Below are 24,084 nucleotides of genomic sequence, written 5' to 3'. Positions count from 1 at the left end.
CATGGCTCGAAATCTCTTTGGCGGTACAGCGGCCGACACCGCAGAGGACGCCTCGGGTGCCCGCGTCCCTGGAGCAACAGGAACAGTCTGGGACGGCCCGGGAGAAGGCAGTAATCAGATCACTGATCTGACAACTGAGGACGGGGCCCCGCTCACATCGCTGACCGCCGATGACACAGGCATGGTGCCAGCCTTCTACGGGCCCGAGGACTCCAGAGAGCGGCTCTGGGTCGACTTCGGAGGCGGCAGGGTCGCTCTTGTTTCCGCCACGGTCGGTGACCGTCTCAGGGATCACCTGATGGCCACAGACCCTCACGGGACGCACGAGGGAGCTGTAGCGGCCATCGAGGCGCGGATGGGCAAGCCACTGGGACTGGCCACCCTCGACGCGTCGGGAAAGGTCACTGCCTCCCAACTCTGCGTTTACCAGCCGGGGGTGTACGTACCTACAGGGTGGGGTTCGTACTGGAAGGCCAAGCGAGATGCGGCCCTCAGCGGCGGCACAGCCCGTCTCGTGGTTGTCGGCGGTTCCGCCTCTCAGGGCTACTACGCCAGCAACCTCCACTCAGGCGGCTGGGTCGGCGGAGTCCGCCAAGCCCTACAGACGCACTACGGAGATGGCGGCTCGGGCATGTTCCCCGCCTCCAGGACGGCCGCGTATATCAAGGGCGCTTCGGACACGGCGGCTCTCGCCGCCTGGACGGCCAACAGGAGCGTTGCCAGCCACACAGGCATCTGGACTGTGGGGGGCAACAACTTCGGTCCTGGCACGTGCTTCATCTACACACAGACTTCAGGCAGCTCGCTGACCTTCACCGTCTCTGGCACCACGGTCCGCATCTACACAGTGACGGGGGCCAGCACGCGAGCGGGCTACACGTACTCGATTGACGGTGCCGCACCTGTGGCCGTAGCCAATGGAGGCGGCTCGGTTGCCTCCATTCAGACCACCGCGGTTACCGGGCTGAGCGCCGGCACGCACACCGTCACCCTCGCGTGGAACGGCACTTCAAGCGGTAGCGAGCAGTACCTCTCAGTATGTGGAGTCTCGGGGGAGAACACCGCAGGCGTGATCGTCGACAACTTGGCGAAGGCTGGCGCCCTGTCGTCGACCTACGGCAACCACACTGCGTCGGCCCTCAACGCTGTATGGAACGGCGGCTCCAACTACCCGGCGGACTGCGTGATTTACACCGCAGGTCCGAATGATGCTGCGGCGGGAACGTCCGGCGATACATGGGCCGCCAACGTTGCCCGCTACCTCAAGGCCGTCCGAGACAGCAATTCGGGCAAGACCGAGATCATGCTCTTGCTGCCCCATCTCGGCAATCACGACGTGACCAACTTCCTTTACCAGGATTACGCCGTAAGGGCGCGCGGTCTCGCTGAGGCGTACGACGCTGCATTCGTCGACCTCTGGGCACTGGGGCGCAATAGCTGGCCCTTTTGGAATGCGTCGGGCTACTGGGGTACTTCTGCGATACCAGGCCAGACGGGAACAGACTCGGTGCATCTCTCAGACAAGGGATACGAGTACGTAGCGAGCATCGTCACACCTCTACTCATGGCCTGATCAGCAACCGAAAGGCAGCCACACGCGTACCGCCGTGGCTGCCTTTTTTGCTGCCCAAAAGGAGGCCCTATGTCCTTTTCTCAGATCTTCTCCTACTCGGGGCCCCTGGCAACTGTCGTAGCTGCCGTTGTGGTCGTACTCGCTGCTTTCAGGACCAATACCGCTCGGGTCTGGAAGGAAGAGGCCGAAGCCCAGACAGCGCGAGCGAACCGCCTTGAGACGGACCTCAAGGAAATCAAGGCACGGCTTACTCAGATTGAGCAGGACAACCGGCGCCTTATACAGCTCCTCACCTCCATCGACCCCAATCAGCTCACCGCATACCGGCTGCTCCAGCCGACCACGGAGGATAATTGATGGCAACTCCCATGACCGCTGTGCAGCTTGTCGCACAGCTCAGGAAGTTCGGCATTCCCTACAAGGAATATAAGAACTGGAAGACGCACAACCGGAACCATAAGGGCGCTTGGGGCCCCGTGCACGGCCTGATGGTCCACCACACCGGCTCTGACGCAAAGGACCAGCGGGAATTGCTCTACGCGGGCATAGCGGGCCTTCCAGGTCCGCTCTGTCACTTCGGGCTCGCGCAGGACGGCACCATTCACCTCGTCGGCTGGGGCCGAGCCAATCACGCGGGCATGGGTGACGACGACGTTCTTGATGCGGTCATTGACGAGAAGAAAGTTCCTGCCGATAACGAGTCAAATACCGACGGCAACGCGCGCTTCTACGGCGTTGAGATCTGGTACAGCGGAAGTCACGAGATGTCCGATGCCCAGTACGCGACTCTGCGCCTCCTGGCTGCGGCTATCTGCGACTTCCACGACTGGAGCGAAGGGAGTGTTATCGGGCACGGTGAATGGGGCTCTCCCGGCAAGTGGGACCCCGGCTACAAGCCCGGAAAGATGATGAACATGGATGCTGTCCGAAAGGACATCAGGGCGACCCTTTCCAAGGGAAAGCCGTCCAAGCCGACGAAGCCCACTCCCCCGAGCAAGCCCAAGCCGACCGCCCCGAAGTTCCCGGGACGCGGCTACTTCAAGCCGGGGGCCAAGAACAAGCACGTCACCCAGCTCGGCAATCAGCTCATCAAGAAGGGATACGGCTCCTTCTACAAGCAGGGTCCAGGCCCTCAGTGGACGGGCGTGGACCGCGCTGCGGTGAAGGCATTCCAGAAGGCCCAGCACTGGACTGGCAGTGACGCAGATGGATACCCAGGTCCGCAGACCTGGACGCAACTTTTCGACTAGAGGGGGACCTTATGAAGGACTTCATTTCCGAGCACGGCGTTCGCATCTACTCCGTTCTGGCGGCCCTTGTGCCGGCGCTACTCCTGATCTGGCCAGGCATCCCGTGGGAGGCCCTCGTTGCGGCGTCTGCGGGTCTGCTCGGTGTCGGTGTGGTCGCGGCCTCGCACGAGGACACCAAGACCGCTGCGGCCCTCACCGGGCCGCAGAAGGACCCCAATTGGGGCTGATAGACCCCTGAACGCCCGAAAGCCCCCTACCCGATCTTGGGTAGGGGGCTCCTTTTCGTTTGCGGCTCAGTCCCTCGGGCCCTACTTTCCGTCGCTCAACTCCCGGCGACGCCGGGCCCGCTCCTGCTGCCGCTCTTGCAACAGCGCCTTGCGGTGGGCCGAGTTCTGCGGCCACACAGCACGTACCAGGGCGCAAGTGCCGAGCACGAAGAGGGCAAGAACAACGACAACCAGGACGGCCCACCAGGGAGCCGTGTCCGGCAGTGAAAACATGATCTGAACCTTCCGACCTTGCAGGGTCGGGCGGGTCACTCAGGCCGCAAGTATGGCGCTCCCCAGCGCACTACAGCGGTGCCCACCCCAGTAAGTCAGTACGGGGAAGGCTGAGTTCGGTCCTCTTGGTGTGATCTGTGGTGCCGTTTCGATGGGGACAGGCCTCCACACAGGCACCTCGCCTGCGGTCTCCCGACCGAGCAAGCGGGACAGCAACGCGAGTAGCACGCGTACCAAGAAGCCGAGAAGGCACACGATGAGTTCCGCAAGCGCCCGAAGGAAGTCCCGTGCTGCTGAGCGCCTGTCGGCTGCGCTCTGCGCGTCCCGCAGCCGCCCAGCCGCCACCCTGAAGCGTGAGCGTGCGTCGAGCGGAGAGAAGTCAGCAGGAAGGGCACAGCAAGGGGTGTAGGTGTGAAGCTCATCTAGCAGACGTAGATCAAGATCAGGATCGCAGGCCGCTGCGAAGGCCTCAGCTTCGCGGTAACTCGTTACGCCTACGAGGAGGGCCCCACGTACGAAGCGCGCCAAGGACGCTTCTCCATTACCTTCACGAGTCACTAGTTGGCGCCCGGCAAAGCCGCTCTCTTCCATCACACCCCCAATCAGAGAGCCAGAAACTCCCCACAGCCTAGCGGGGCCCTCCGACAACACCGGCTGTGTTGCGCGACAGCGGCCCCCTCCCGTGTACCGGAGGGGGCCGCTCTGTCGCCTTAATTAATCACCTCGGCGGCTGGCCTCCGGAGGGGATAGAGACCGTCCGGGGGCGGGTGCGGTCTATCCGCGCCATCTTGGCCTCGTGCTCCTGGCGCTCCTCGTCGAGCTCCCGAGCGGCGGCTATGACCCCCGTGATGTCAGGGTCCGTCGCAGTCCTCTTGGACCACAGCGAGGAGCCCCATAGTTCCGCGCTCCACCCTTCAACGAAGTCCTCTGGGTCTTCCTCGTCGCGGCTCAGCCACGAGAGGTCTCCTACTCGCTCGCCGCCCGCGTACAGCTCGAACAACGAGCGGTGCTCTGTCTGCCGAACTTCCAGTTCACTCATGCCTATCCCCCCGCATACCTGAAGCCCACGCTAGATGCCCGCCTGCCTCAGTAAGTCGTGACTGCCAGTGTCGGAACACCTCTGCCTGGCGACTGATCCGGTCCGGGCCCTCAACCACGACCACCGACGCTACGCCCTCGTGGACGCGTGTGATCAGTTCGTCAAGAGCTACGTCGTTGTCTCCGGTTTTACCGGTCACCAAGATGTCTTCCACCCAATCAACGATCAAGTGGCCCGTCTCCTGCGCCCAACGGATGATGCTCTGCCGCTGGTTCTGGGACTCGGTGAAGACCAGGGCTGTGTTGACTCGGACGTACCCGATGGCGGGGATCAGCTCTGCACTCATGCTCACGCCTCAGCGTAAGTGACCTGTTCGCCGACTTGGGCAGTGAGCGGGAAGGCCAGTTCCTTGACCCAGATACGCACGTGCAGGCCCTGCACTTCGACATGCTGAACAGTAAGAGTCAGCGGCTCTTCTGTCTGATCCCCGGCATCGATCTCCTCGCCCTCTTCGAGCAGCTCGGCCGTTGTGTAGTCCTCTTTCGTCACTGCGTCTCGTCCTCTCGGAACACCCGTATGTGCGTCACGACCGTTTCCGCCGCCAGCTCGCCAACCATGAAGTGATCGGCCTGGAGGAGCGTCACGAGAACCACTCGCAGCTCCTCGGCGCGAGTATTGGACGCCCTTCGCCGCGCCCGCGTCGTTGTGGATGCACCCTTACGTAGCTCCCCTGCGAGGAGAGCCAGGATGGCCAGGTATCCGCGCCCGTAGCGCGTGCTGATGTCGGCTGTGCTCAGCACTGCTGTCTGCATGACAGTCCCCTGTCTCATCGGTGCTCACAGGTCCCTTGAGGGCCGTTCTCGAAGACGGCCCATATCTCGATGTCATCACCCTGAGGGGACTGGAACGTCCATCGGAGATCCGCCCCCATCGCCATTGCGTCCAAGCCCTCCTCCTCAGATAGCGGCTGAGCGTCGTCTACCTCCCTGGCGAGGGCGCACCAGCCGCAATCGCACCGAAGGCACCTGCACTCACCCGAGGCCGAGCAAGCCTCTTCGCATGACTCGCGGCAGTAGGCCGACTGAAGCACGAGAAGGAGGCACAGAGCCGCGAGAGCGGGGGCGGGTTCGGAGAAGCACTGTCGTTCATCGGGCTCAACGCCCGGCACGTTGCGCCCAACGTGTACGTGCATGTTTCCTCCCAACGAAAAGCGGCCCACCCCCGGAGGGGTGGGCCGCTCAACTGGTCTACAGCAGTGCTTACTTGGTGGCAGCCGAGTAGGCATCACGGATGGACTGAGGCACGCGGCCACGGTCGTTAACGTCGTGGCCGTTCTCCTTCGCCCACGCCCGGATCGCAGCCGTGTCCTGGTTGCCACCCGAGGTGGAGGAAGAGCGCCCGCGGTTGCCGGCGGTAGCCTTCCCCGTCCTGCGGGCCGCCTTCTGGAACGGGTCCAGCGCCTTGCGCAGCTTGGCCGCGTTCTTGTCGCTCAGGTCGATCTCGTACGTCTTGCCGTCGATCGCGAACGTAAGAGTCTCGTCCGCCTCTCCGCCGTCAATGTCATCTGTGAGGAGAACTACTGTCTTCTGAGCCATCTTCTGTCCCTGCCTGTTTCTGGTGAAGTTACGACGTGTGAGCCGGATTCCGCCGTAGCCCTACGCGGAATGCCTTGCCTCTTCGGCGGAGACTTTCACGCAAGTCCCCGGTAGTTCAAGTGTGATCTTTTCAAGCCCCTGTTACGGGCCTACTCGACTTCTTCAATGGGCGTGAACTTCTTCTCCGTCCAGTACCCCACCAAGTTGCGGGTGCGGACGTGGTAGACGGGTTTTCCGTATCGGTGCCCCGTCGCCGCCTGGTCCTGGTCCTGGTGCTCGTCCTCACCCTGCTCCTGGTAGTACGGTTCGCCGTTCTCCGCAGCCGGGGACCACCAGACCTGAGCGTTCCAGGCACCAGAGAAGAACACTGCTCCGGACACCAGGGATCGGACCTCGTAACGGCCATCTCCCACGTGGACGACCTCCGCCCGCCCCTCAGTCACGGGAACTGTCGACCGCTTGCCGCCCTTGCCTCCGAAGAAGATGTGCATAGGACGTTCCACCCGCATTCCGGGGATGTCCTTGAGTGGCCCGTTGGTCCAGTCCTCACCCGGCTTGGGGGGCCTGGTGTGCTGCGCGTGGCCCTGTCCGGCATAGAGCATGGTCCAGGTGGACCGCGCGTCAGGGTCGGTCCCCTTCAGTCCCACGCTAAGGCGAAAGCCGTCTCCGCCCTTGCCCTTCATTGGCTTCGGGGGCGCAAGGACGGTCCCCACCCGCTCCACGTCAGCCCCTCGGGTGTCGACTCCAACGGCGGTAACGTAGTCGCCCGGCGCAAGCCCTCTGACCATCTCATCGAGTTCATCCTTGGACATCTGTCCTTCTCCCTACTTCTTAGCCTTCGCTTCAGCGGTCTTCTGGTCCAGCCGCTGCATTTCTTCCACGAACGCGTCACGGGCGTCCTGAGACGCGTTGTCGTCCGACGAAGCCACCTCCGCTTGGATGGCGAGCCACTCAAGGGTGCGTACGCTGACGCGCCCCCAAAAGCCCTTCCGCCCCTTCCTGAGTTCGTGGATGTCCTCATGAACGCCCGGCTCGTCATCCGATCCGAACTCCCATACCTCCGTGGCCTGGATCTCCTCGTAGAGCGCAGGACTGATCACCACGTGAGTGCGCTTCCCCGACATGCCCCTCATCACCTCCCAGCCGGAACAGGCTGGGCAGACTTCTTGGGGGATGTCGCTCTCTTCCCTGCGGTCTTCTTGGCAGGCGGCTTCTTGTTCGAGCCTTTGCGTGCCGCCGGCACCGCGGCCTTCTTCGCGGGAGCCCGCCGCTTGGGCGGAGCCTTCACAGGCTCGGGCTCGGGTTGCACCTCGACCAACTTGAAGATCACGGGGTTGGCTCCGGGGCGCCTCACGGTCGGCTGCGTGATAGACACGTCGGCCATGTCCTCCGCCGTCCCTATGATCTGGTCCGCCGTGTATCGAGACGAGAGGGCGCGGTAGAGCTGCGTGCTCGTCATCTCGCCCCCATAGAGTTCGAGCTTCTGCCTGATCTTCACGTCCAGAGGCAGCACGGTCCGGCTCTTGGTCACATTGCTCTGAGAGATGAGCTGCTTGACCGACGCAACGGAGTAGTCAACGAAGGACTTGGCAGCCTCCAAGGCCTTGACCGTCACCACAGTCTTCCGTTCAGCGGCAGTGAGGACGCAGGCAACCCGCATGACTTGTTCCCCGGACCGCTCGATGAAGCAGGACACGTCCTCGGGCAGCTCCTCAAGTGCGTCCTCATACTCCGCTCTGATGTCGTCGAACCGATCAGCAGCCGAGCCGTTGAGCGTCATCTGACGTTGCTCCTTGCCCGCCCACTCGTACGCGAGACGAAGCGAGTTGGACACCTTGATCTCGTCCAGAGGGCTGCCCTCGTAGTCCCTCCTGCGGAGTCGCTTGGACCGCTCGACGATGACAGGAAGGATGCGGTTGTACGAGCCGCCCTGAGCCTCCGAGAGGCTGATGTACTTTGCCCACAGGGCGGGTTGGATGTGTGCGTGGAAGCCGAGGGAAGGCGCCTCCACTGTCACCTCAACGCGCTTGCCGTCCTTCTTTGTCACGTTGGAAATGCGCTTCCCATCCCATGACGTACGAAGGACACCGCTGTACTTAGGGCAGCGCTTCACGAGAAGCAGGGTCGAGGGCCACTCTTCGTCAATGACGATCGTTCGGCCGTCCAAGCCGCCCTCAGAGGTCAAGGACTCCTGCTCTGTCTCGTACAACGTCTGCACCAACGTTGGGCCCGAGGAGATGCCGCCCTCTCGACGAAGGGCGAGCCACTCACCTATGGAGTCCCGCAGGATGCGTTCCGCCGTCGCCAACGCGTACCCCTTGCGTCCGACCATCGAGCGCCCGGCAAGGGCCGTCCAGACCACCACGGGGCGCCCGTCCGGCTGCGTGACACGCGAGTTGAGTGCGGCCGAGTACAGCGCCAACACCGCCGCGTGAATCCCGAGCGGGTCACCCTCGGTGTGCGGCATCGCGGCCTTGATGGCCGCACCTATGGGGCCGTAGGCCATGGGCTCATAGCGAGCCTTCTCGTCCACGGATTACCTCTCTTCTGTTGTGGTGGTACGCCCACACAAAGCGTGTGAGCGTCCATGGGTCGGGCCGGAAGTACCCCTACTCCGGCCCTCACCAAGGCCTCAGACTCTGACCGTGGCCCTGGTCTCCCGGTACGAGCGGGCGGCCTCTCCTGCGAGAAGGCGAGTGGCTGTCATGGGCTTGGCGTAGCCCCATGCCACATCCTTCACGTAGCGGCACAGCGCTGCGCAGGCGGCGAGGCGCATGTGCCGGGCCTCGTTGCCGGCAGCAGCTCGTGCGCGGTTACGGACGTCCTCCACGTCCAGGGCCCATTCCCATATACGGCTCACGCGGCCTCACCGCGGATCTGCACTTGGGTGGTGGTGAGCCAGAGACCGAACGAGAGCGGAACAGGCCCGACACCGTGTCTCCACCTCACCCAGTAGACCCAGCGAGTTCGCAGCCAGCCGCGCCGCTCCACACTCACGACCGTTCCCACATTCCCCGGCTCCCTGAAATGCCCTACCGAGTCACCAACGCTGAACTCAGGCGCCTTCACGCCGTGCCCCCTTTGGTTGCAGCCGTCGGTGAATCCACGGGATCACCAACACAAGGTCAGTACTCGCCCACGGGTCGCACCAGCCTCCGCGATTCGAGAGCACAACGACCGCCGGTTCCTCTGCCAGGAGGCAGCACACGCCACACCCGCAAGAGCGGTTGTACGGTGCGACCTCCGCCCGATAGGGCGAGTTGAAGTAGCTGATTCGCGCCTTCTCGAAGCCAGCAAGGATGAGGTCTCCCGTGGCGACATCTCCCGCGTGCAAGATGCGCGCATGGACCTCGTCGCGCTTCTCCTGTCTGGTCAACCGCTCTTGCTCGGGGCCTTCCGGGTACCTCAGAACCGTGGGCAAGAGGTTGATCAAGCTCACGACTCCACCCCCTCAGCGAACTTCTCGGGGACCCAGACAAAGCCGTCTCTCAGAGCCACGCTGTACGCGTAGAGAACCCGGATAGACGGCCCCTGCACCGAGCCGAGCATCCCCCGCATCGCCGAATTGAGCGTTGCCGAGTCCGGTGTGTGCGGCATGATGGCCAACCGAGGCGCCCGGTAAGCGGCGTACTCCTCCAGACTCTTGCCGTTCCTCACCACCACCTGAACGCCTTCGACTCCGGGCGTCCATTCCACGTCCAGGCGGACGGCTTCCCGCGACTCCTCGCCAATCGCTATATGGGTTGCTCCCATTTCCTCCCCTTCACTAGTCACCGAGCAAGGGACGTGGGGACGTAGCCCAGCCACCACACCCCGAGCTCACCCGACTAGTCAGGAACCGTCGATCTCCTTCAGCTGCTCTTCCAGCCATTCATCACTCAGGCCCTGCGCCACCCTCCACTCAGCAAGCGCCGCCTCTCGGGCAGCAGGCGGGAGGCACCCGTCGTGGCGCGGGCTCGGCTTCCAGTTGCCTTCCTTGTCTCGGCGCCCCCGAATGTGGCTGTAGAACTTTTCGACGTACACGCCGCAGCCGGTTAGTTCACAGCGCCACCCCGAGCGCGTGTCACTTCCGTTGTAAGTGCCATCCAGCGTCCAGGCGTGGTACCGGGCAACGACGACCGCCTTACGGGCTGCGCTGATGTTGCGCTTGGTCGCCCCCTGCTTCAACGCAGGGGAAATCTCCGGGAACTCGGAAGACTGCTCGGGCATTTCATGCGTCCCTTCTAGTTGGGCTGGTCTGAGTGGCGACGTGCGTGAACAAGGTCAACCCCGCCGTCAGGGCAGTTAGGGCAGGGAACGGTGTTCTCGTGCTTCCACTGGTGTTTGGTGACGATGACTTCGCCGCTGCACCCCCCGCACTGCATCGGCAGGACTTGCGTGTACTCGTTGAAATCCTCGTCAACGTGCCTCGCGCACAGTCCGTTTCCGACGTGCCCCTGAGGCAGGTTGCCGTGCCAGCAAACAGCGCACCGAATGCCGTTGCCCATAGCCTCTGAACAGTCAGGGTCCCGCATGGGCGGGTATCCACCGGGGGTGTTCCACAACTGCATGGCCTCGACCCCACGGCGAACCTTGATAGTCGGGCAGAAGCCGTCTCCGGGGTTCACGTGATGTTTGTGGGTAGGCTCGCACTCTGGTCGGTACCACACCCAGAACACGTCATACGCTCGCGGGTATCGCATGCGCTGGGGGTCGTTATCGCGTCCCCATGCTGCCCACAACGTCCACACCTCTTCAGGGGCGAGGCCCACCACCCCCTTGCCCGTAGGCCAGGACGCCGAGCCATCCGACATGGACTCAATAGATGACCACGCAGCCGCAATTGCGTCCTGCTCGCTTGCCGCCAACACCCAACGTCGCCTAAGCATCACTTCCCCCCGTTCATGGCACGCTGAACGGCCCAAGTCATGCGAGCCGACAAGTCACGCGACATTTCCCGCGCATCCTGGCTGGTGGTGCCCTCCGCCTTACTATCGAGAGCCTTGCGGATAGCCTCCGCCATGCGAATGGACATGTACGTCAGGTTTCCGTCGTACATGCCACGGACAGCCCGCACTACTGCGTCCCACCCGAATCCGGCCCCCTCCCCGTTTGCCGGGGCATAGTTACGAGGGTCGATCCCCTGAGGGATGAGGACGACACTCCGATACCGGTTCACGGAATTCAGCATGAGGTCAACCTCTGCCAGGCTCTTACGTTCGAAAACGACCGTAGCCATCTCTGCTCGCCTCCCCCTACTTGACTTCCATGGACAGCACGCGGTTTGCGTGAATGTCCTCGTGCAGTCGCCCCTTTTCCGTGACTGCGCCTATGCGGCCACCGATGCCCGTCACATGTCCCGTGACGATCACCTCTCCGTCAAGGAAGGTGATGCACAGGCTGTCTCCGGAGTACAGACCTCGGAACGCAGCCCTAATCGTCTTGAGTGTGAACAGTGCTCTTCCCGCCATCTGTTCGCCCTTCTCCGAGCCTCAGAGTTCATCTCTAGAGACTGGCCGAGTAGGGCATGAGTGATCCCGCCCAGAAATCCGGGTGACGCTTCCCATGCCCTCTACGGTCAATCGCTAGCGCTCTTCAACAACGCGGGAGACGCTGTAAGCGTCGGTCCGGAGTTTCCACACGCTCACGTCCTGGTACCAAGGTCCCCAGTTGGCCAGCAGATGGGTGTACTGGACGAACTCACCGGGCCGCAGCGTCGACGGCTCGGCAAGTGTCGGGCAGGCGAAGACGCTTACGCACCCGTCCGGGTGGCCATGCATGAACATTCGGTCACCGGGCCGGAGTTCATCCGGCCGCACTGACTCAGTCACGAACCTCTGTCCGTTGTCCGCGTCGCTGTAGCGCACTTCGCGTACTGCGGTTGTCATTGCGTCCCTTCCCTCCGCCGATAGGCGGACATGAGAAAGGGCACGGAGGAGTAGCCCTACCCAACGTGCCCAAGTTTCCTGCTACAGCCGACAAGGCATACTTCACCCTTCGGCCGCTACAACTCTCTTGCGTCGCCCCATGCCGCCCTCAACTCCACCGTGATGCGCTGAACGGTCTCGGGTGAGGCGCCGTTCCATCGGTCCGCAACGGCACTCCGGAAGAATTCGTAATCATCCTCCGTGAGGTGGAGGACGTACTTGAACTCATCGCCGTCCGGGTAACTGTCCGCTTCCGCTATAGCCATTTGTCTGCGAACTCGCCCCACTTGCTCCAAACGCGACGCTGCACGTAAGCGCCGTACGCGCTTGTCGTACGCCGCTACCGCGCTCTTCCAATCCACTTCCGTTAGGAAGACGGGGAACCGGTACAGGGCGGCGCTCACGACCACGCGCCCCATCGGGACATGGGGGCACCAAACGTGTGCACCTTCTCAAGGATCGGATATCCGCCCTGGTCCTCCCCGATGACGCGGGACACTGTTACGCCGAACAGCGGCGCCCCCGGCTTCTGAGCGTAGAGAGCATGCCCGATGTATGCCACGAAGCGGTATCGGGTGCCGTTGATCACTCTGTCGTGAGTCTCGAATATCTGAGATGCCTGAATCCCAGAAAGGAACGGCTTTCGCTTGCCGATCTGCATATCTGTTCCCCTCGCTTGCCTGCCGCGTCTCTGCCGCGCAGTAGGTAGAGGAGAGCACGGAAGGTAGCCCTATCCGCCGTGCCCTCGTGACTACCAACTACGTGTAAGACAGCCGGATAGCACCACTTGCTGTAATGACTACGCCAGTGGCAACCGCGTTGCCGCGATAGCGCCTCTTGTCAACGTTCAGCTCTACGAATGCGGGACCGCATCCATAGTGGGCCGCGTATGTCACAGCGTCCGTGTGCTTGGTAAAGCGCTGATGGGATGCCGGACCAATGTGAGCGACGTACATTTTCCCCCCGCTAGTGCAGTGACGAGCAGTTGCGTTCAACCGGGCCCATGCGGACTCCGAGCCGCAGGAACTGCGTTTCCAACAGATCACCGCTCTTGAGTAGGGCTGCCACTACTGCGTCAATGTCCCAAGTTCCCCACAATGCAGGGGTAGTCATGTCCTCCACCTGCGGGAACCACGCAACGAGTGCTTCTGCCATGTGTTCTTCGCACGCCTGGTAATCGGCAGGCTCGTAGTAGAAGAAGCGCGTGTACTTAGACATGGGCGCGCTCCACCCGATGCGCTTCACAGTTGCACCCCGGCATATTCGTGCAGTACATGGCCGAGTACCCATGCTTCGGAAGCACGATGTTCGCCCGGTAGTTGACATTCCCGGAGAGCCACCACTCGACCCGCTTTACAGCGGATTCCCAGTCATCACCCATGCGTCCCGGACAAGCTCCCCCATCAAAGGGTTCCGTGAGTATCCAGAACGTGACTTCACTCCGGATTACCATGCCCCAACGCTTGTCCATGTGTACTTGCACATGAGCGTTATTGCTTAGCCACACGGTGAGCACAAGAGAGTTACCTATCTCCTGCCTGCCTATCTCACCTATTCCTAGCATACCTAACCCCTCTCCGTACCTCACTGCGCCTATCGCAATGGGCGAGAGGGTGCACGGGGACGTAGCCCTACTCTCCGCGCACCCGACTCCCTTACGAGAGACCTACGAAAGCGGCGTCACACGCACGTTGAAGCCGTTCACCATGCAATAGCCAGTGCGGTAGATATCGGCCTTGGAACGCGTGCACATGCCCTGATGTGCAATCGTCGACGTGAACGCGACAACGGCGCGAATCATGTTCACCCATCCCCGGACCGGAACACGATAGGACCCCAAAGCGTCCGTGATGCTCACCTCAAACACGTCATGCCGCAGGTTTTCGCGATGAAAGGAGAAGTCTGCGTTGTTGATCAGATCCCCCACATCGTGCCGAGCCACCATTTCAAGTGATGCCATTACTACCTCTGAGGGTTGCTGTACGGCCCGTACGGGCCCTTGCGAGTGCCTTACGGCACTTCCCCCGGTAGACACGAACTCAGGGGCTTAGGGAGCAATCCACGGGGCGAGTGAGTATCAGTCACTCTGCCTCGCCACACTCCGGCCCTCCCTTGTTGCTCATGTCCGCCGTAGGAAATCCATAAAGCTGTACTTGCTTCGCTCGCCTCTTGCGCTTTGCATTGCTTCCGCTGGTGTTGATCCGTTCCGTAGGTACGTCACAACGGCTTTCACAGTGCGCCACGTTCAATGTCCGCTAGGCACGTAGGTCTATTCATCCCGGTTGACCAATCCCGGTTATAGAACTCAGGTTGGCGGCCTGGCTCATATGTCTGCTCACTCAGAGAGTGAGAGGAATCGCGTGTCGTCGGGTCGGTCCGCCTCTTACTCATTCCCATCACTGCGCTTTCGCTAGCCCTTGCCACGGCAGGCAAGACCCCATCAAATGCGTCTGAGGCTGCGTCTAAGCCTCTTGTAGGTGCAGCACAGGCCTACGGCCTATCTGTGGAGCTACAAGCGCTCAGAACGCCACTCAGGGCACGTCACATACTCACGCTCAGAGAATGAGCAGTCAGGATGACTGCCACTCAGACTCGCTATCCAGTTATCAAGGCACGTGTTCTCTGGTGTCACCCGTCGCATTCACGTCCGGACCACCACCAGGATTGGTCATCCATCAACCCCGAACCCCTGCGCCCGAATCCCGATCTCGGCGTGAACCCCGTTTCCGCTATCCCCTTCTGGGGTGGTACTCCGGGGCGCCTCTCTCGTTCGGCGCGGTTGGTGTTGCATGGAGAACACTGCCCGGAGAACGCACAGGGGGCAACTTAAGGCGTGAAGTTGAGTAAGAGCCGCGCTCGCGCACGTAGAGCCCCATAACCGCAGGTCAGAGGCGGCCTCCGCTCAGGATGATACTTGGACATAAACGCATGAACTACCCTCGTACACAGGGGGCAACTAATTTGCAAACGCTTTACCTTTGAAGTGGACATTAATGGGCAGATTGGGCACGCTCGTTACGCTTCCGAGATATACAAGACCCCTACCTATATACCCATCCCCTGTACACAGAAGCCGCTTATTGGACATCAGGCTGCGTGCTTTGTGCCCGTATTCATGTAGGTATCGCCGTGACGCAGGTCACTGACGCGCGAGCGCCTCACTCGCCCCTCAGTCACCGTTCCGAAATTCGCGCCCCGTAAGCGCACTAGCACCCTTCACGAGCTCGCAAGGAATGCACGCCTATTGATGCACCACTTAGCAATGCGACATTATTATTCACAAGCGCACAAGTAATTATTGTTACCTCACCCCTAGTGGTGCACATATACGGGGGTAATATAACGAGAATGCTCCCATGAGGACCGCAGGGGCGCCTTCCTTCCATCGTGTACGGGTTTCATCATTCACAATGGAACAAGCACTAATCTGCCGAGCATGCCTCCAGCTCCCTTGCGGGGTGAGGCTCGGCCGGCACTGTGACCTTCGAGGGTCCACGATGATGCATCAGATGGGGTGCGGTAACAACAATGTTGTGGCCTCAGCCACACTTCTGGGTAATCTCGTCCCGATTCCCTCTATAGGACACGTACGTAATCTATGGAGCCGGTTGGTCTATGCCTCAGGAGTCCGCGGGATCATTTCAAGAGACGTCACATACATCGCCAGTAGATAGGTTCTCGCCTTGTCACTTAGCGGGCCATGCATCTCCTCATAGTCCCGGACGAGGTGATCAATGAAGTCGCGCGATGGGGGTACGGCTCCTGTTATGTACTCTTCGGCGAACAAGTATTCAACCTTGTCTGCTCGCATTAGTTCAGAAACGCTTGTACCAAGTGAATGAAACATTGCATGCAACGTCTCAGCCAGCATGCGTCTCGCTTGGGGCTCGACGTTGGGGCAAGCATCAACGGAGCGCGGAAGTATCAGTTCCTGGGAATCTTCACCATGCGGCGGCAGGCCCCGATAGTTCAGCTTTTGAAAGATTTCAAGGGTCGCCGCCATAGGCTCCATGTCGGGCTCTGGGTTGTGCACCAGGTCGCAAAGGGGACAGGGACCCGTAGCGGTCCGCTCCATGGGACAGGAATAGGGAGGGAGCGGGACGATTTCCCGTGTCGTCCCTCCCGTCGGCTGTAGAGCAGAGACCAGGGCAGACAACCGTGAGTCGAAAGCGTCCCAATCGTCAGCAGGTCGGCCGGCAACTGGCCGCGTGTCGAGTTCGGCAAGCGTGTAGGCCACGGCAACCGCAGGGCCTTCACTGCATGTCTCCCCCAGCAGCAGGCGCCGCACCGTGGCGGTACTTACCTTCTGCCCTCTTGCTGCGGCGCGTTTTGCGATCACTGACAGCGAGGGCGTTCCCGCCTTCCTTCGCAGCTCCTTCAGCCACTCCAACCATGTACGAAGCGGCCCCTCGGGGATTGATTCCGGGATCTCTACCGCTCTACTAGCTGACCCTGGCAAGACGCCCCTCCCCTCGTGGGGCCGAGGGCTCGGTTCACCACGATTCACCACGGTTCTTTGTGCCTCGTAGCGTACCGCCGCAGAACATCACTGCCGTGGGTGCTGGAAGCTCAACTCATCTGCACAGAAGGGGAGGTGAGCGGCATGAAGCTCGATAGGGAGTGGTGGCGCACAGTCCGGTACGCCATCGAGGAGGAGCGCCGGACAGTGCGTCTCATCAGCATCCTGCTGACGGTGGGCGTTCTCGCGGTTGCGCTCATCACGATCACGAATGGGGTCTCTGTGACGATCGGCTGAGTAGGAGACTTCACGGGCCAGAGCCCCGGCAGTCTCGCCGGGGCTTCTCCGTCGCGGTACATTCGAACGTATGAACGAGAAGCCCGATGCCGTGGAGGTCCCCCGGTGGGCCCCGCAAGACGGTGCTCCTCCCTATGTCCACTACTACGGCGATCACGACTATCTGCGAGTGAACGTCCGAGTCGCCGGCAACATGCACCGGGCTGTGGCCACGGAACGCCGGGACTACCAAGACGGTCGTCAAGCGCTCCACCTGGCCGTGTGGCCCGCTCTGGGTGACGGTCGGCGTCGGTTGTGGGTGTGGTGGGACCCTGAGGCGGTTCGTGTCTCGTCCCACGGCACGAGCCCTGCTGAGGCCCAGGTCCACGATGGCGACGCTCGGCGCGTGCCCCTCAGAGGGGAGCGGGGCCCGGCGCCCTCCGTTCTACGCCTCTCCGGTCGCCCCCTGCCTATCCGCGTACGAGTCGGGGGCCAGTGGCACGATGGAGAGATTCACGCGCGGCTGTCATACAAGGACGGCCGCGAGGCCGTGCAGTGCCGAGTGACTTTCGTTGAGGGCGGCTGGCCCATCAGGTACTGGCGGCATTACTGGTGGGACCCAGAGGCCTTCGAGCCTCAGTAGTAGGCAGAAAGCCCCCACCTTCGCTGAGGGCTTTCCGTGCTGCGATTGGGCGTATTCACCTCTGCCTGTAGTCAACCCACGCCTGGGCAGTCGCCTCCATAGCGCCAAGCCATTTCTGTTCAGGAAATCGCTTGGCTCGCTTGCGGTACATCCGAAGGTTGGCCATGACGAAGGCGTCGATTGCCGCAGGATCGGACTTCGACCACGCAGGGCACTGCGATACCCACGACTCCGCAGCCTCCGGGCTGTGGCCCGCTGCGATGAGCTGCAATGCGAGAAGCGCGGGATCGATCAACGCGCTTCCCCTGGTGGGCCATGCCCAGTCAACGACCCAAGATCCCGCATCGCCGACGAGAAGGTTGCTCGGGTTGATGTCCCCGTGGATGAGGCTGTCACCCTTGAACAACGCGGCGTCACTCTGGTCCGACGCGAAGCGGTCCCATCGGGTCTCTGCCCAGTCCTCAGCCACTGCCGGCAGAGAGACGCCCCCGATTCTGTTCAGAAGCTGGACGATGGAGGGGAGATCGGCGGAGCTTGGTCCGAAGTCGCTTGTTCGGCCGTCGACCAGCTCGAATCCGAGCGCGATCCACTGATCGTTCTCCGCATGCCATAAGAGGCGCGGAGAGAGCGGGTGCACGGCTTCGTTGATCATCCGCTCTCGGGCGAGGGAGTCTCGCCGCCCCCCAGCTCGATTCTCGATCCCCTTCACGAAGAATCGTCCCTGACTAGCATCGATCAGCGCCAAGACATCAGAGCTGAAGCCTCGCGCTGGGGGCTGCGCGTCGGAAACGTCTCCTGTGTAGGGGTGGATGAGGTCCAAGAACTCGGCACTGGGGAGGCGGCGGTTCATTCCGACTTCCTTCTAGTTCCGCGGAGTGCACTCACTGCCCGGAAATCCGGGTGAGCACTCGTCGTCGTTGTCGTCATCGTCATCGTCATCCCCGCCGTTACCGCCCATGCGGATGACGGACGAGCGAATGAGGACTCCGGCTGCGGTCATGTCGTCGCCATCCAGGATGTCCTCAAGGGAGCGGCTGAGGACGTTGCCGACCGTCACCCACGTTGAGAAGACGCACGGCGACACGTTGCCGTCAGGGCCGATAGACGCGCGTCCGTCGCCGCACTGGCCACAGAGTCCGGAAGCGTTCGGCTCCTGCCCGCACGCGGCTCGGCCGAAGGGGCGAACCTTGTCCGTCTTGATCCTCTGTACGCCCAGGGCAGTCAGTTCGCGGCGTGCTTCTTCGATGCGCTGACCGCCCCCACAGTCGATGATTGCAACACGGATTGGAATGCCGAGGTCGACGGCCTTAGTGATGTTGGCCTTCGTGCGAGCGTGACTCGGGCGCCCCGTGATCGCGTCATGCTCGTTGGGGTCGTCCGAGTAGTACGACGTTGCGAGGCGGGCGCCCCTGCGTTGGAGGAACTCCCACCAGGGGCCTGAAACGTGAACGAGGTTGCTGTAGACCTCAACCACCATTCCGCGGTTCAGGGCGTGTTCCGCGAGTTCGAGTGAGCTGGGATGAAGCAGTGGCTCGCCGCCGAAGAGTTGGACTGCCGGAACGCCACTTGCGGCCCCCTGATCGATGACCCTGATCCAGTCCTCGTGGGTCATCTCTCCGTGACCGCCCGCAGGCCCCGAGGCGTTGAGGCAGTGAGCGCACTCCAGTTGGCACTTTCGGGTTAAGTCCAACCACAGGACGCCGGTCTTCTGTCGGCGCGCGGCTAGGGGCTGGGGCTCGACTGCTGATGCAGACATGCTCACTCCTCTGGTCAGAGTTTCTGTGCCTGTCCTTGCTGCCCCTCATTGGCCAATGATCAGCCGGGAGGGAGTCTCATTCGTCGCGGGGGGTCAACCTGTGCGGCTCCGTCGCGGGCAAAAGAGTCAACTTTTGCACCTCTGTAGCAGCTAGTAGGTGCTCCGGGTTTACGCTCCATTGGCTTCCCGACGGGCGCTGAAGAACGACCACGTCATTGGAGCTATAGCGAACACGACCAACCCAGTCCTTCTCTGGGTCGTACACGGCCAACCCGAAAACCAGCTCGTGACGTTGCATTGGCACCTCCTGCGACGATCAATTTGGCGGCCCGCTCAGGCCGTTACCCCATGCGGGGGTGGGAGGGACGACCAGAGCGGGCCTCATCCCGCCTCTGCTGCGGAACCGCCCGCGTACAGCAGAAGCGGAGTTCTGGGGCATGCTGACCACCCCAACCAGACCGAGGCGACCGCCAAGGCCTAGCCGGGGATGGCGTCTTAGCGAGCGCTCAAGGCGCTCAGGTCCCGTTGGTGGAGCTGGAGCGCCACCATGTGATGCAGCACAGACAGGCATGTGGCACAGGCGTGCAGGTCTCCGATCCCTGTGGGCGCCGATACACTGCCGACCCACAAGACCCACGCCTCTGCGCGGCGGCAGTAGAGCATGCAAGTCCCAGTGCTCCAGCAATTTCGTGGCCCTGATCTCACATAGATCAGGTCTTCGGGCTCAATGAGAGCGGGGCGAGTCACTGCGTCGCCGCGTGGTCCGTGGGGCGGTAGACCGTGCCTGGGCGATCCATCACCCAGAGACCATATTCACGAAGCACGAGGATCTTGCCGTCAATGTCAGACCTCCCCCTCATGTCGATGACTTCGCGGTACGCGCCCGCCACCCACACGTAGTCACGCAGCAGGACGCCACTCGGAAGAGCCTTGATGGGCGCCGTGCCGGAAGGTGCCGCTTGATCCACCGCCCTCGTCGCGGGCATGCAGCGCTCGGCTCGGGCTTCCCACTTCGCACCCGCCTCGTTCTCCAGGGTCAGTGTCGCTCCGAAGACTCCGAGGACCGTGGCAAAGCTCCTGCGCGTTGGCTCCCAAACCTCGTCACCCTTCGCGTACTTGGTCACCGGATCTCCCACCCCAGAGCTCGGCAGACCTGGTGCCCTTCGGCAAGGGTCACCGAACCGAGATGGATTCGAGGGTCCGCAGAGCTCCAGTCGACGCGCATCTGAGACAGCGCCACCCCGTGGAGCTTGAACGCCAAGCTCAAGGCTTCGAAGGTGTCTTGAACGATGTTGCCCGCTGCGCTGAGATCTTCTACCTGCTGGGGGGAGTCCATCGGGGAGCCCTTCGGATCTGTACGTTCTACGTCACTGTGTGTACTCCACGGTGGACCCAACGCGAGTACGCTGACCAGTAGTTACGGTTTAACTCAGCGCTGTTAAACGGAGAGCGATGCCGAACTCAAAGGATCTGGACCCCACCAAGAGCCCCTGGGACTTCTTCGGTAACCGCCTCCGACGCCTGAGGGAGGCCAAGGGTCTCTCGCAAGGGGACCTAGGCGGCCTGGTCTTCCAGTCACACGCCTACATCAGTCAGTTGGAGACCGCAGCTCGCATCCCTGAGTTGGAGCTTGTTGAGCGCATCGACGCAGCCTTAGACGCAAATGGCGACCTCGTCACGACGTTCCGCATGGCGAAGAAGGCTCAGGAGGATCGGACCTCCGTCCCTGAGTACTTCGCGGCCGTTGCGGACCTTGAGAAGGTGGCTCAACGCATCGACTGGTTCGCCGACTCACTCTTCCCAGGTCTCCTCCAGACCTCGGAGTACGCAGAGGCACTGATCAGGAAGTCTGATCCGTTCAGGAGTGAGGAAGCGATCACCACTCTGATCGCCGACCGTATGGACCGCAGCAGCATCCTTGGGGGAACTGCGGCTCCGCGTCTGACAGTTGTTCTCGATGAGTCCGCGCTGAGGCGTGTGACTGGTGGCAGAGAAGTCATGGCGGCTCAGCTGTCGCACACAGTGCAGATGGCCCGCACGCGACGTGTCGTCGTACAGGTCGTACCGTTTAGTGAGGGGGCGCACCCCCTGGTGGCAGGCCAGCTCATCATCATGCACTTTGCCGACACCCCGCCGATTGCGTACCAAGAAGGGCCGCACGGGGGTCAGGTACTGGAGAAATCGACGCTCACTGATGCTGCGATGCTGTCCTACCATCTGACCTGCGCCGCTGCACTTTCGCCGGAGCGGTCGTTGGAACTCATGGAATCAGTGGCTGAGGAGTACAGGAAATGAGCACTGCACCAGACCTCACAGCGGCTGTGTGGCGGAAGTCGTCATACAGCAACGGCGAGGGGGGCGCCTGCGTTGAGGTCTCAGACGGCCACACGGGCGTTGTCCCCGTCCGTGACAGCAAGAGCCCGGAGGGCCCCGCCCTCGTCGTCTCTGACGACGCTTGGTCTGCCTTCGTTGGCTTCGCCAAGCGCTAGACATTGATCGGGAGCCCGCCTAGAGCCCGATCCCGTAGACTGAACATGTTGAGAGCCCCACTCTGTAGCCCTGAGTGGGGCTCTCGGCCTGTCTGGGGAGACTAGGCAGTCACGGGCGTCCGGTACCGGTAGTACGTCGCCTGAGAGATCCCCAGAACGTTGCAGATCCTCTCAACGGTCGGCGTCTTGCCGTCAGCAGCGAGGCTCTCTCTTGTCTGCTCGATCTTCTCTTGGGTCAGCTCCAGCGCCTTGCGACGAGGCCTGGCCGTGAGAGCCCTCTCAGCCTCGTTCAACTCTCCATCAAGCGCTGCCGCCTCCTCCTCAGCCCACCCCGTGAGGTACTCGACCTTTCCGAGGGACGTGCCAATGCCCGCGAGGGTCCATCGGGCTTGAGAGAGGAGGGCCCTGCTCTCGGAGGCCACGAGGGCGACCATGAGGGACCCGTTCATCTGGCGGAGTTCCTCCATCTCCTCAGAGGCCGACTTCACCTGAGAGGGAGTCTCAGCCATGTGCACCAGGTGCGCGATGGTGAGAGGCGGCACGCAGGAGACGGCCACCAGCAGAGCAGCGGAAGACGTCATGTAGCTCTGTTGGATCAGGTGAGAGATCGACTGAGCGGACATGGCAAGACCGAGGGCGAGAGCACCACCAAGGAGAGCGGTTCTCTGTCCGGGGAGTTCCATCTTGCGTCGGTACCAAGAGATGGCGCCGGCAGCGAGGGCGTACACGGACAGGCAGACAGGCATGGCCGGTGCGTAGCGATCGGACCACCCTGCCGTCTTGGCGAGGGCGATCTCTCCGGGAATGGACATGTAGAGCGCGGCGAGGACCGCCGCAGGAATGGCGACGTACAGCACGGCCTTGATGTACCAGGGCACAGCACGCATGACAGGGATGTCCCTTCAGATGGGTTGAGAGGGGGCCGCAGTTAGCGGCAGTTGCGGCAGATGCCGCCAAGGTGACCGAGGGGGAAGATCACTTCACACTCAGGGCAGTGCTCCCGCCGCACAGGGGGAGCCTTCGGCGCCAGCGGGAGAGGCTCGATCTTCTCGGGCTGGTTCTTCAGGCGGTAGGAGATGAAGGCCGCCGCGGATTCCACAGAGGCCGGAAGGCTCCGGGTGAGGGCCTTGATGACTTCCATCTCTTCGAAGCCGTCAGAGAGCCACTGCGCCGCCAGCGGAGCCAGCCTGAGGGAGTCCCGCACAGAGAGCCTCAGCATGGGCTCGACACGGCCCACGCTGCTCAGGCAGGCGGCGGCTCGACCGATCACCGCGTCAGCGGTGGCGGGAGCTTCTTGCTGATTCTGAGGCGAGATCGTCTCCTCCCCCCCACTGAGGCTCTCGGCGCCCGCCGCTGGCTGCTCGGGGAGGGTAGGAAGGTCATTTCCCTTCGGGTTCTTTTCTCCCTTGGGAGAGCAGCCGACAGCCTGAGGGGTCGGCTCACCGACCGTCAGCATGTGGTCAGTCGGAGAGTCAGTGACCGTTGTGAGGGTGACCCAGCGGCCCGACTCAGGGTCCTGGACCCTCGCCCGCTTCACGTAGCCGTGGGCTATCAGTTCGTTCATGGCGTTGCCGACGGAGCGACGCCCATTGGGCACAGACGAGGTGATGCGCTCGACCGTGGCGCCGTTGGCGTCGGGGAGCGACAGGAGGTAGGTCAGCAGTCCCCGAGCCTCAAGGCTCAGGGACGTGTGCCGTGCGATCCGGTTCGGGATCTGCACGTAGGCATGGGTGTGCCGGTTACGATGGACCTGCATCTAGAGATGACTCCTCTAGGTGAGATGTGGGACCCCGGTTCGGGCGGTGCGCCAACACCACCCAGCGAGCCGGGGTCTCTTACTTGTGGGGGACCGTACGCGATCCGACGCACAGGGGGCAACTAAATGACTGAACCGCATGGTCAGGGCTCTGGTGATTGATCTGCTGCACTGATCAGTCTGACCGGATTGATAGATTTCTGTCAGATCACCCCATGTGACAGGGTTGGCAGCGTCCACCCCATGCACCACCCGAAGGGCCTGCAAGTGCTTAACGTCGGTGATCAGTTTCCCGAGTTCGACCTCATGGCGTGCGTCTCCCTGGACAAGGGCCAGGAGTTCGAGCGCATTGACAAGGACTGGCTGAAGCGGAATCGTGACGAGAAGGGTTGGTTGGTCGTCTTCGCGTGGCCCAAGGACTTCACCTTCGTGTGCCCGACCGAGATCGCCGCTTTCGGCAAGCTGAACGACGAGTTCGCCGACCGTGACGCCCAGGTGCTCGGCTTCTCCGGCGACTCCGAGTTCGTGCACCACGCCTGGCGCAAGGACCACCCGGACCTCACCGACCTGCCCTTCCCGATGCTGGCCGACTCGAAGCACGAGCTCATGCGTGACCTCGGCATCGAGGGCGAGGACGGCTTCGCGCAGCGCGCCGTCTTCATCGTCGACCAGAACAACGAGATCCAGTTCACGATGGTGACCGCCGGTTCCGTGGGCCGTAACCCCAAGGAGGTCCTCCGGGTCCTCGACGCGCTGCAGACGGACGAGCTGTGCCCCTGCAACTGGACCCAGGGCGACGAGACCCTGGACCCGGTCGCGCTGCTCTCGGGCGAGTGAACGGA

Annotated in this window: 31 protein-coding genes; 8 read left to right on the top strand and 23 right to left on the bottom strand. The window is 62.3% G+C overall.

The annotated features are described in order from the left end of the window. Position 1 precedes the first annotated feature (1 nt). The 4 genes from ABZ833_RS35095 to ABZ833_RS35080 all read left to right on the top strand — a co-directional run bounded on the left by ABZ833_RS35095 (position 2) and on the right by ABZ833_RS35080 (position 3,050). On the top strand, positions 2-1,573 hold the full coding sequence (locus tag ABZ833_RS35095; RefSeq protein WP_361055562.1) for a GDSL-type esterase/lipase family protein: 1,572 nt from the start codon (positions 2-4) through the stop codon (positions 1,571-1,573). A 69-nt stretch (positions 1,574-1,642) separates the two neighbouring features. Next, positions 1,643-1,930: a hypothetical protein gene (locus tag ABZ833_RS35090; protein WP_361055559.1), complete on the top strand. Its 288-nt coding sequence runs from the start codon at positions 1,643-1,645 to the stop codon at positions 1,928-1,930. After that, complete coding sequence (locus ABZ833_RS35085; protein ID WP_361055556.1) at positions 1,930-2,823, top strand: peptidoglycan-binding protein; 894 nt, start codon at positions 1,930-1,932, stop codon at positions 2,821-2,823. Before ABZ833_RS35090 ends, ABZ833_RS35085 begins: the two co-directional genes overlap by 1 nt. A gap of 11 nt (positions 2,824-2,834) precedes the next feature. Next, positions 2,835-3,050, top strand: coding sequence for a hypothetical protein (locus tag ABZ833_RS35080; RefSeq protein WP_361055553.1), 216 nt, complete (start codon positions 2,835-2,837; stop codon positions 3,048-3,050). Positions 3,051-3,131: 81 nt separating this feature from the next. On the opposite strand, the gene ABZ833_RS35075 is transcribed toward ABZ833_RS35080, so the two are convergent. The 17 genes from ABZ833_RS35075 to ABZ833_RS34995 form a co-directional block, all read right to left on the bottom strand. Beyond that, positions 3,132-3,323 carry a hypothetical protein gene (locus ABZ833_RS35075; protein ID WP_361055550.1) on the bottom strand — a complete coding sequence of 64 codons (192 nt, stop codon included), beginning with the start codon at positions 3,321-3,323 and terminating at the stop codon, positions 3,132-3,134. A 718-nt stretch (positions 3,324-4,041) separates the two neighbouring features. Then, positions 4,042-4,362, bottom strand: coding sequence for a hypothetical protein (locus ABZ833_RS35070; RefSeq protein ID WP_361055547.1), 321 nt, complete (start codon positions 4,360-4,362; stop codon positions 4,042-4,044). Beyond that, positions 4,355-4,708 (bottom strand): recombinase family protein, encoded by a 354-nt coding sequence (locus ABZ833_RS35065; RefSeq protein ID WP_361055543.1) that lies wholly within the window; start codon positions 4,706-4,708, stop codon positions 4,355-4,357. Before ABZ833_RS35065 ends, ABZ833_RS35070 begins: the two co-directional genes overlap by 8 nt. Before the next feature lie 2 nt (positions 4,709-4,710). Further along, complete coding sequence (locus ABZ833_RS35060; protein ID WP_361055540.1) at positions 4,711-4,911, bottom strand: hypothetical protein; 201 nt, start codon at positions 4,909-4,911, stop codon at positions 4,711-4,713. Next, positions 4,908-5,174: a hypothetical protein gene (locus ABZ833_RS35055; RefSeq protein ID WP_361055537.1), complete on the bottom strand. Its 267-nt coding sequence runs from the start codon at positions 5,172-5,174 to the stop codon at positions 4,908-4,910. Before ABZ833_RS35055 ends, ABZ833_RS35060 begins: the two co-directional genes overlap by 4 nt. 447 nt (positions 5,175-5,621) lie before the next feature. After that, positions 5,622-5,957: an Lsr2 family protein gene (locus ABZ833_RS35050; RefSeq protein ID WP_361055535.1), complete on the bottom strand. Its 336-nt coding sequence runs from the start codon at positions 5,955-5,957 to the stop codon at positions 5,622-5,624. Between the two features lie 149 nt (positions 5,958-6,106). Next, on the bottom strand, positions 6,107-6,769 hold the full coding sequence (locus tag ABZ833_RS35045; RefSeq protein WP_361055532.1) for a hypothetical protein: 663 nt from the start codon (positions 6,767-6,769) through the stop codon (positions 6,107-6,109). Positions 6,770-6,781: 12 nt separating this feature from the next. Then, positions 6,782-7,081, bottom strand: coding sequence for a hypothetical protein (locus tag ABZ833_RS35040; RefSeq protein WP_361055529.1), 300 nt, complete (start codon positions 7,079-7,081; stop codon positions 6,782-6,784). A gap of 8 nt (positions 7,082-7,089) precedes the next feature. Next, the gene (locus ABZ833_RS35035; RefSeq protein ID WP_361055526.1) at positions 7,090-8,490 is read right to left on the bottom strand and encodes a DUF3987 domain-containing protein; all 1,401 of its coding nucleotides are present in this window, start codon (positions 8,488-8,490) and stop codon (positions 7,090-7,092) included. Positions 8,491-8,589: 99 nt separating this feature from the next. Continuing rightward, positions 8,590-8,817 carry a hypothetical protein gene (locus ABZ833_RS35030; RefSeq protein ID WP_361055523.1) on the bottom strand — a complete coding sequence of 76 codons (228 nt, stop codon included), beginning with the start codon at positions 8,815-8,817 and terminating at the stop codon, positions 8,590-8,592. A gap of 575 nt (positions 8,818-9,392) precedes the next feature. Next, positions 9,393-9,710, bottom strand: a complete 318-nt coding sequence (locus tag ABZ833_RS35025) for a hypothetical protein (protein ID WP_361055521.1) — start codon at positions 9,708-9,710, stop codon at positions 9,393-9,395. Positions 9,711-9,788: 78 nt separating this feature from the next. Further along, positions 9,789-10,166 carry a hypothetical protein gene (locus ABZ833_RS35020; protein ID WP_361055518.1) on the bottom strand — a complete coding sequence of 126 codons (378 nt, stop codon included), beginning with the start codon at positions 10,164-10,166 and terminating at the stop codon, positions 9,789-9,791. Positions 10,167-11,521: 1,355 nt separating this feature from the next. After that, complete coding sequence (locus ABZ833_RS35015) at positions 11,522-11,824, bottom strand: hypothetical protein (RefSeq protein ID WP_361055515.1); 303 nt, start codon at positions 11,822-11,824, stop codon at positions 11,522-11,524. A gap of 439 nt (positions 11,825-12,263) precedes the next feature. Next, positions 12,264-12,524, bottom strand: a complete 261-nt coding sequence (locus ABZ833_RS35010; RefSeq protein WP_361055512.1) for a hypothetical protein — start codon at positions 12,522-12,524, stop codon at positions 12,264-12,266. Positions 12,525-12,829: 305 nt separating this feature from the next. Beyond that, a complete protein-coding gene (locus tag ABZ833_RS35005; RefSeq protein ID WP_361055509.1) occupies positions 12,830-13,081 on the bottom strand; it encodes a hypothetical protein in 252 nt (83 codons plus the stop codon). 448 nt (positions 13,082-13,529) lie between these two features. Further along, positions 13,530-13,823: a hypothetical protein gene (locus tag ABZ833_RS35000; RefSeq protein ID WP_361055506.1), complete on the bottom strand. Its 294-nt coding sequence runs from the start codon at positions 13,821-13,823 to the stop codon at positions 13,530-13,532. 1,653 nt (positions 13,824-15,476) lie between these two features. Beyond that, a complete protein-coding gene (locus ABZ833_RS34995; RefSeq protein ID WP_361055503.1) occupies positions 15,477-15,866 on the bottom strand; it encodes a hypothetical protein in 390 nt (129 codons plus the stop codon). A 600-nt stretch (positions 15,867-16,466) separates the two neighbouring features. Between ABZ833_RS34995 and ABZ833_RS34990 the strand changes: the two genes are divergently transcribed. Then, positions 16,467-16,619: a hypothetical protein gene (locus ABZ833_RS34990; protein WP_361055500.1), complete on the top strand. Its 153-nt coding sequence runs from the start codon at positions 16,467-16,469 to the stop codon at positions 16,617-16,619. 677 nt (positions 16,620-17,296) lie between these two features. Here ABZ833_RS34990 and ABZ833_RS34985 read toward each other — a convergent pair. The 4 genes from ABZ833_RS34985 to ABZ833_RS34970 form a co-directional block, all read right to left on the bottom strand. Beyond that, positions 17,297-18,091, bottom strand: coding sequence for a protein kinase (locus ABZ833_RS34985; protein WP_361055497.1), 795 nt, complete (start codon positions 18,089-18,091; stop codon positions 17,297-17,299). 12 nt (positions 18,092-18,103) lie between these two features. Next, positions 18,104-18,997 (bottom strand): radical SAM protein, encoded by an 894-nt coding sequence (locus ABZ833_RS34980; RefSeq protein ID WP_361055494.1) that lies wholly within the window; start codon positions 18,995-18,997, stop codon positions 18,104-18,106. 743 nt (positions 18,998-19,740) lie between these two features. Then, positions 19,741-20,121, bottom strand: a complete 381-nt coding sequence (locus tag ABZ833_RS34975; RefSeq protein ID WP_361055491.1) for a hypothetical protein — start codon at positions 20,119-20,121, stop codon at positions 19,741-19,743. After that, positions 20,118-20,333 carry a hypothetical protein gene (locus ABZ833_RS34970; RefSeq protein WP_361055488.1) on the bottom strand — a complete coding sequence of 72 codons (216 nt, stop codon included), beginning with the start codon at positions 20,331-20,333 and terminating at the stop codon, positions 20,118-20,120. Before ABZ833_RS34970 ends, ABZ833_RS34975 begins: the two co-directional genes overlap by 4 nt. Positions 20,334-20,449: 116 nt before the next feature. Between ABZ833_RS34970 and ABZ833_RS34965 the strand changes: the two genes are divergently transcribed. Together ABZ833_RS34965 and ABZ833_RS34960 are read left to right on the top strand one after the other, a co-directional pair. Continuing rightward, positions 20,450-21,292 (top strand): helix-turn-helix transcriptional regulator, encoded by an 843-nt coding sequence (locus tag ABZ833_RS34965; RefSeq protein ID WP_361055485.1) that lies wholly within the window; start codon positions 20,450-20,452, stop codon positions 21,290-21,292. After that, positions 21,289-21,486 carry a DUF397 domain-containing protein gene (locus tag ABZ833_RS34960; protein WP_361055482.1) on the top strand — a complete coding sequence of 66 codons (198 nt, stop codon included), beginning with the start codon at positions 21,289-21,291 and terminating at the stop codon, positions 21,484-21,486. Before ABZ833_RS34965 ends, ABZ833_RS34960 begins: the two co-directional genes overlap by 4 nt. A 101-nt stretch (positions 21,487-21,587) precedes the next feature. On the opposite strand, the gene ABZ833_RS34955 is transcribed toward ABZ833_RS34960, so the two are convergent. Both ABZ833_RS34955 and ABZ833_RS34950 read right to left on the bottom strand, forming a co-directional pair. Next, entirely contained in the window at positions 21,588-22,364 is a 777-nt protein-coding gene (locus tag ABZ833_RS34955) for a hypothetical protein (protein WP_361055479.1), read from the bottom strand. A 50-nt stretch (positions 22,365-22,414) separates the two neighbouring features. Continuing rightward, on the bottom strand, positions 22,415-23,242 hold the full coding sequence (locus tag ABZ833_RS34950) for a helix-turn-helix domain-containing protein (RefSeq protein ID WP_361055476.1): 828 nt from the start codon (positions 23,240-23,242) through the stop codon (positions 22,415-22,417). A 267-nt stretch (positions 23,243-23,509) separates the two neighbouring features. Here ABZ833_RS34950 and ABZ833_RS34945 point away from each other — a divergent pair, with 267 nt between their 5' ends. Further along, positions 23,510-24,079 carry a peroxiredoxin gene (locus tag ABZ833_RS34945; RefSeq protein WP_361055788.1) on the top strand — a complete coding sequence of 190 codons (570 nt, stop codon included), beginning with the start codon at positions 23,510-23,512 and terminating at the stop codon, positions 24,077-24,079. Positions 24,080-24,084: the final 5 nt, after the last annotated feature.

Origin of the sequence: Streptomyces sp. NPDC047525 (genome assembly GCF_040643025.1) — a bacterium.
In the GTDB taxonomy this organism is placed as follows: Bacteria; Actinomycetota; Actinomycetes; order Streptomycetales; family Streptomycetaceae; genus Streptomyces; species Streptomyces durmitorensis.
This window is presented reverse-complemented; position numbering and strand designations above follow the sequence as displayed.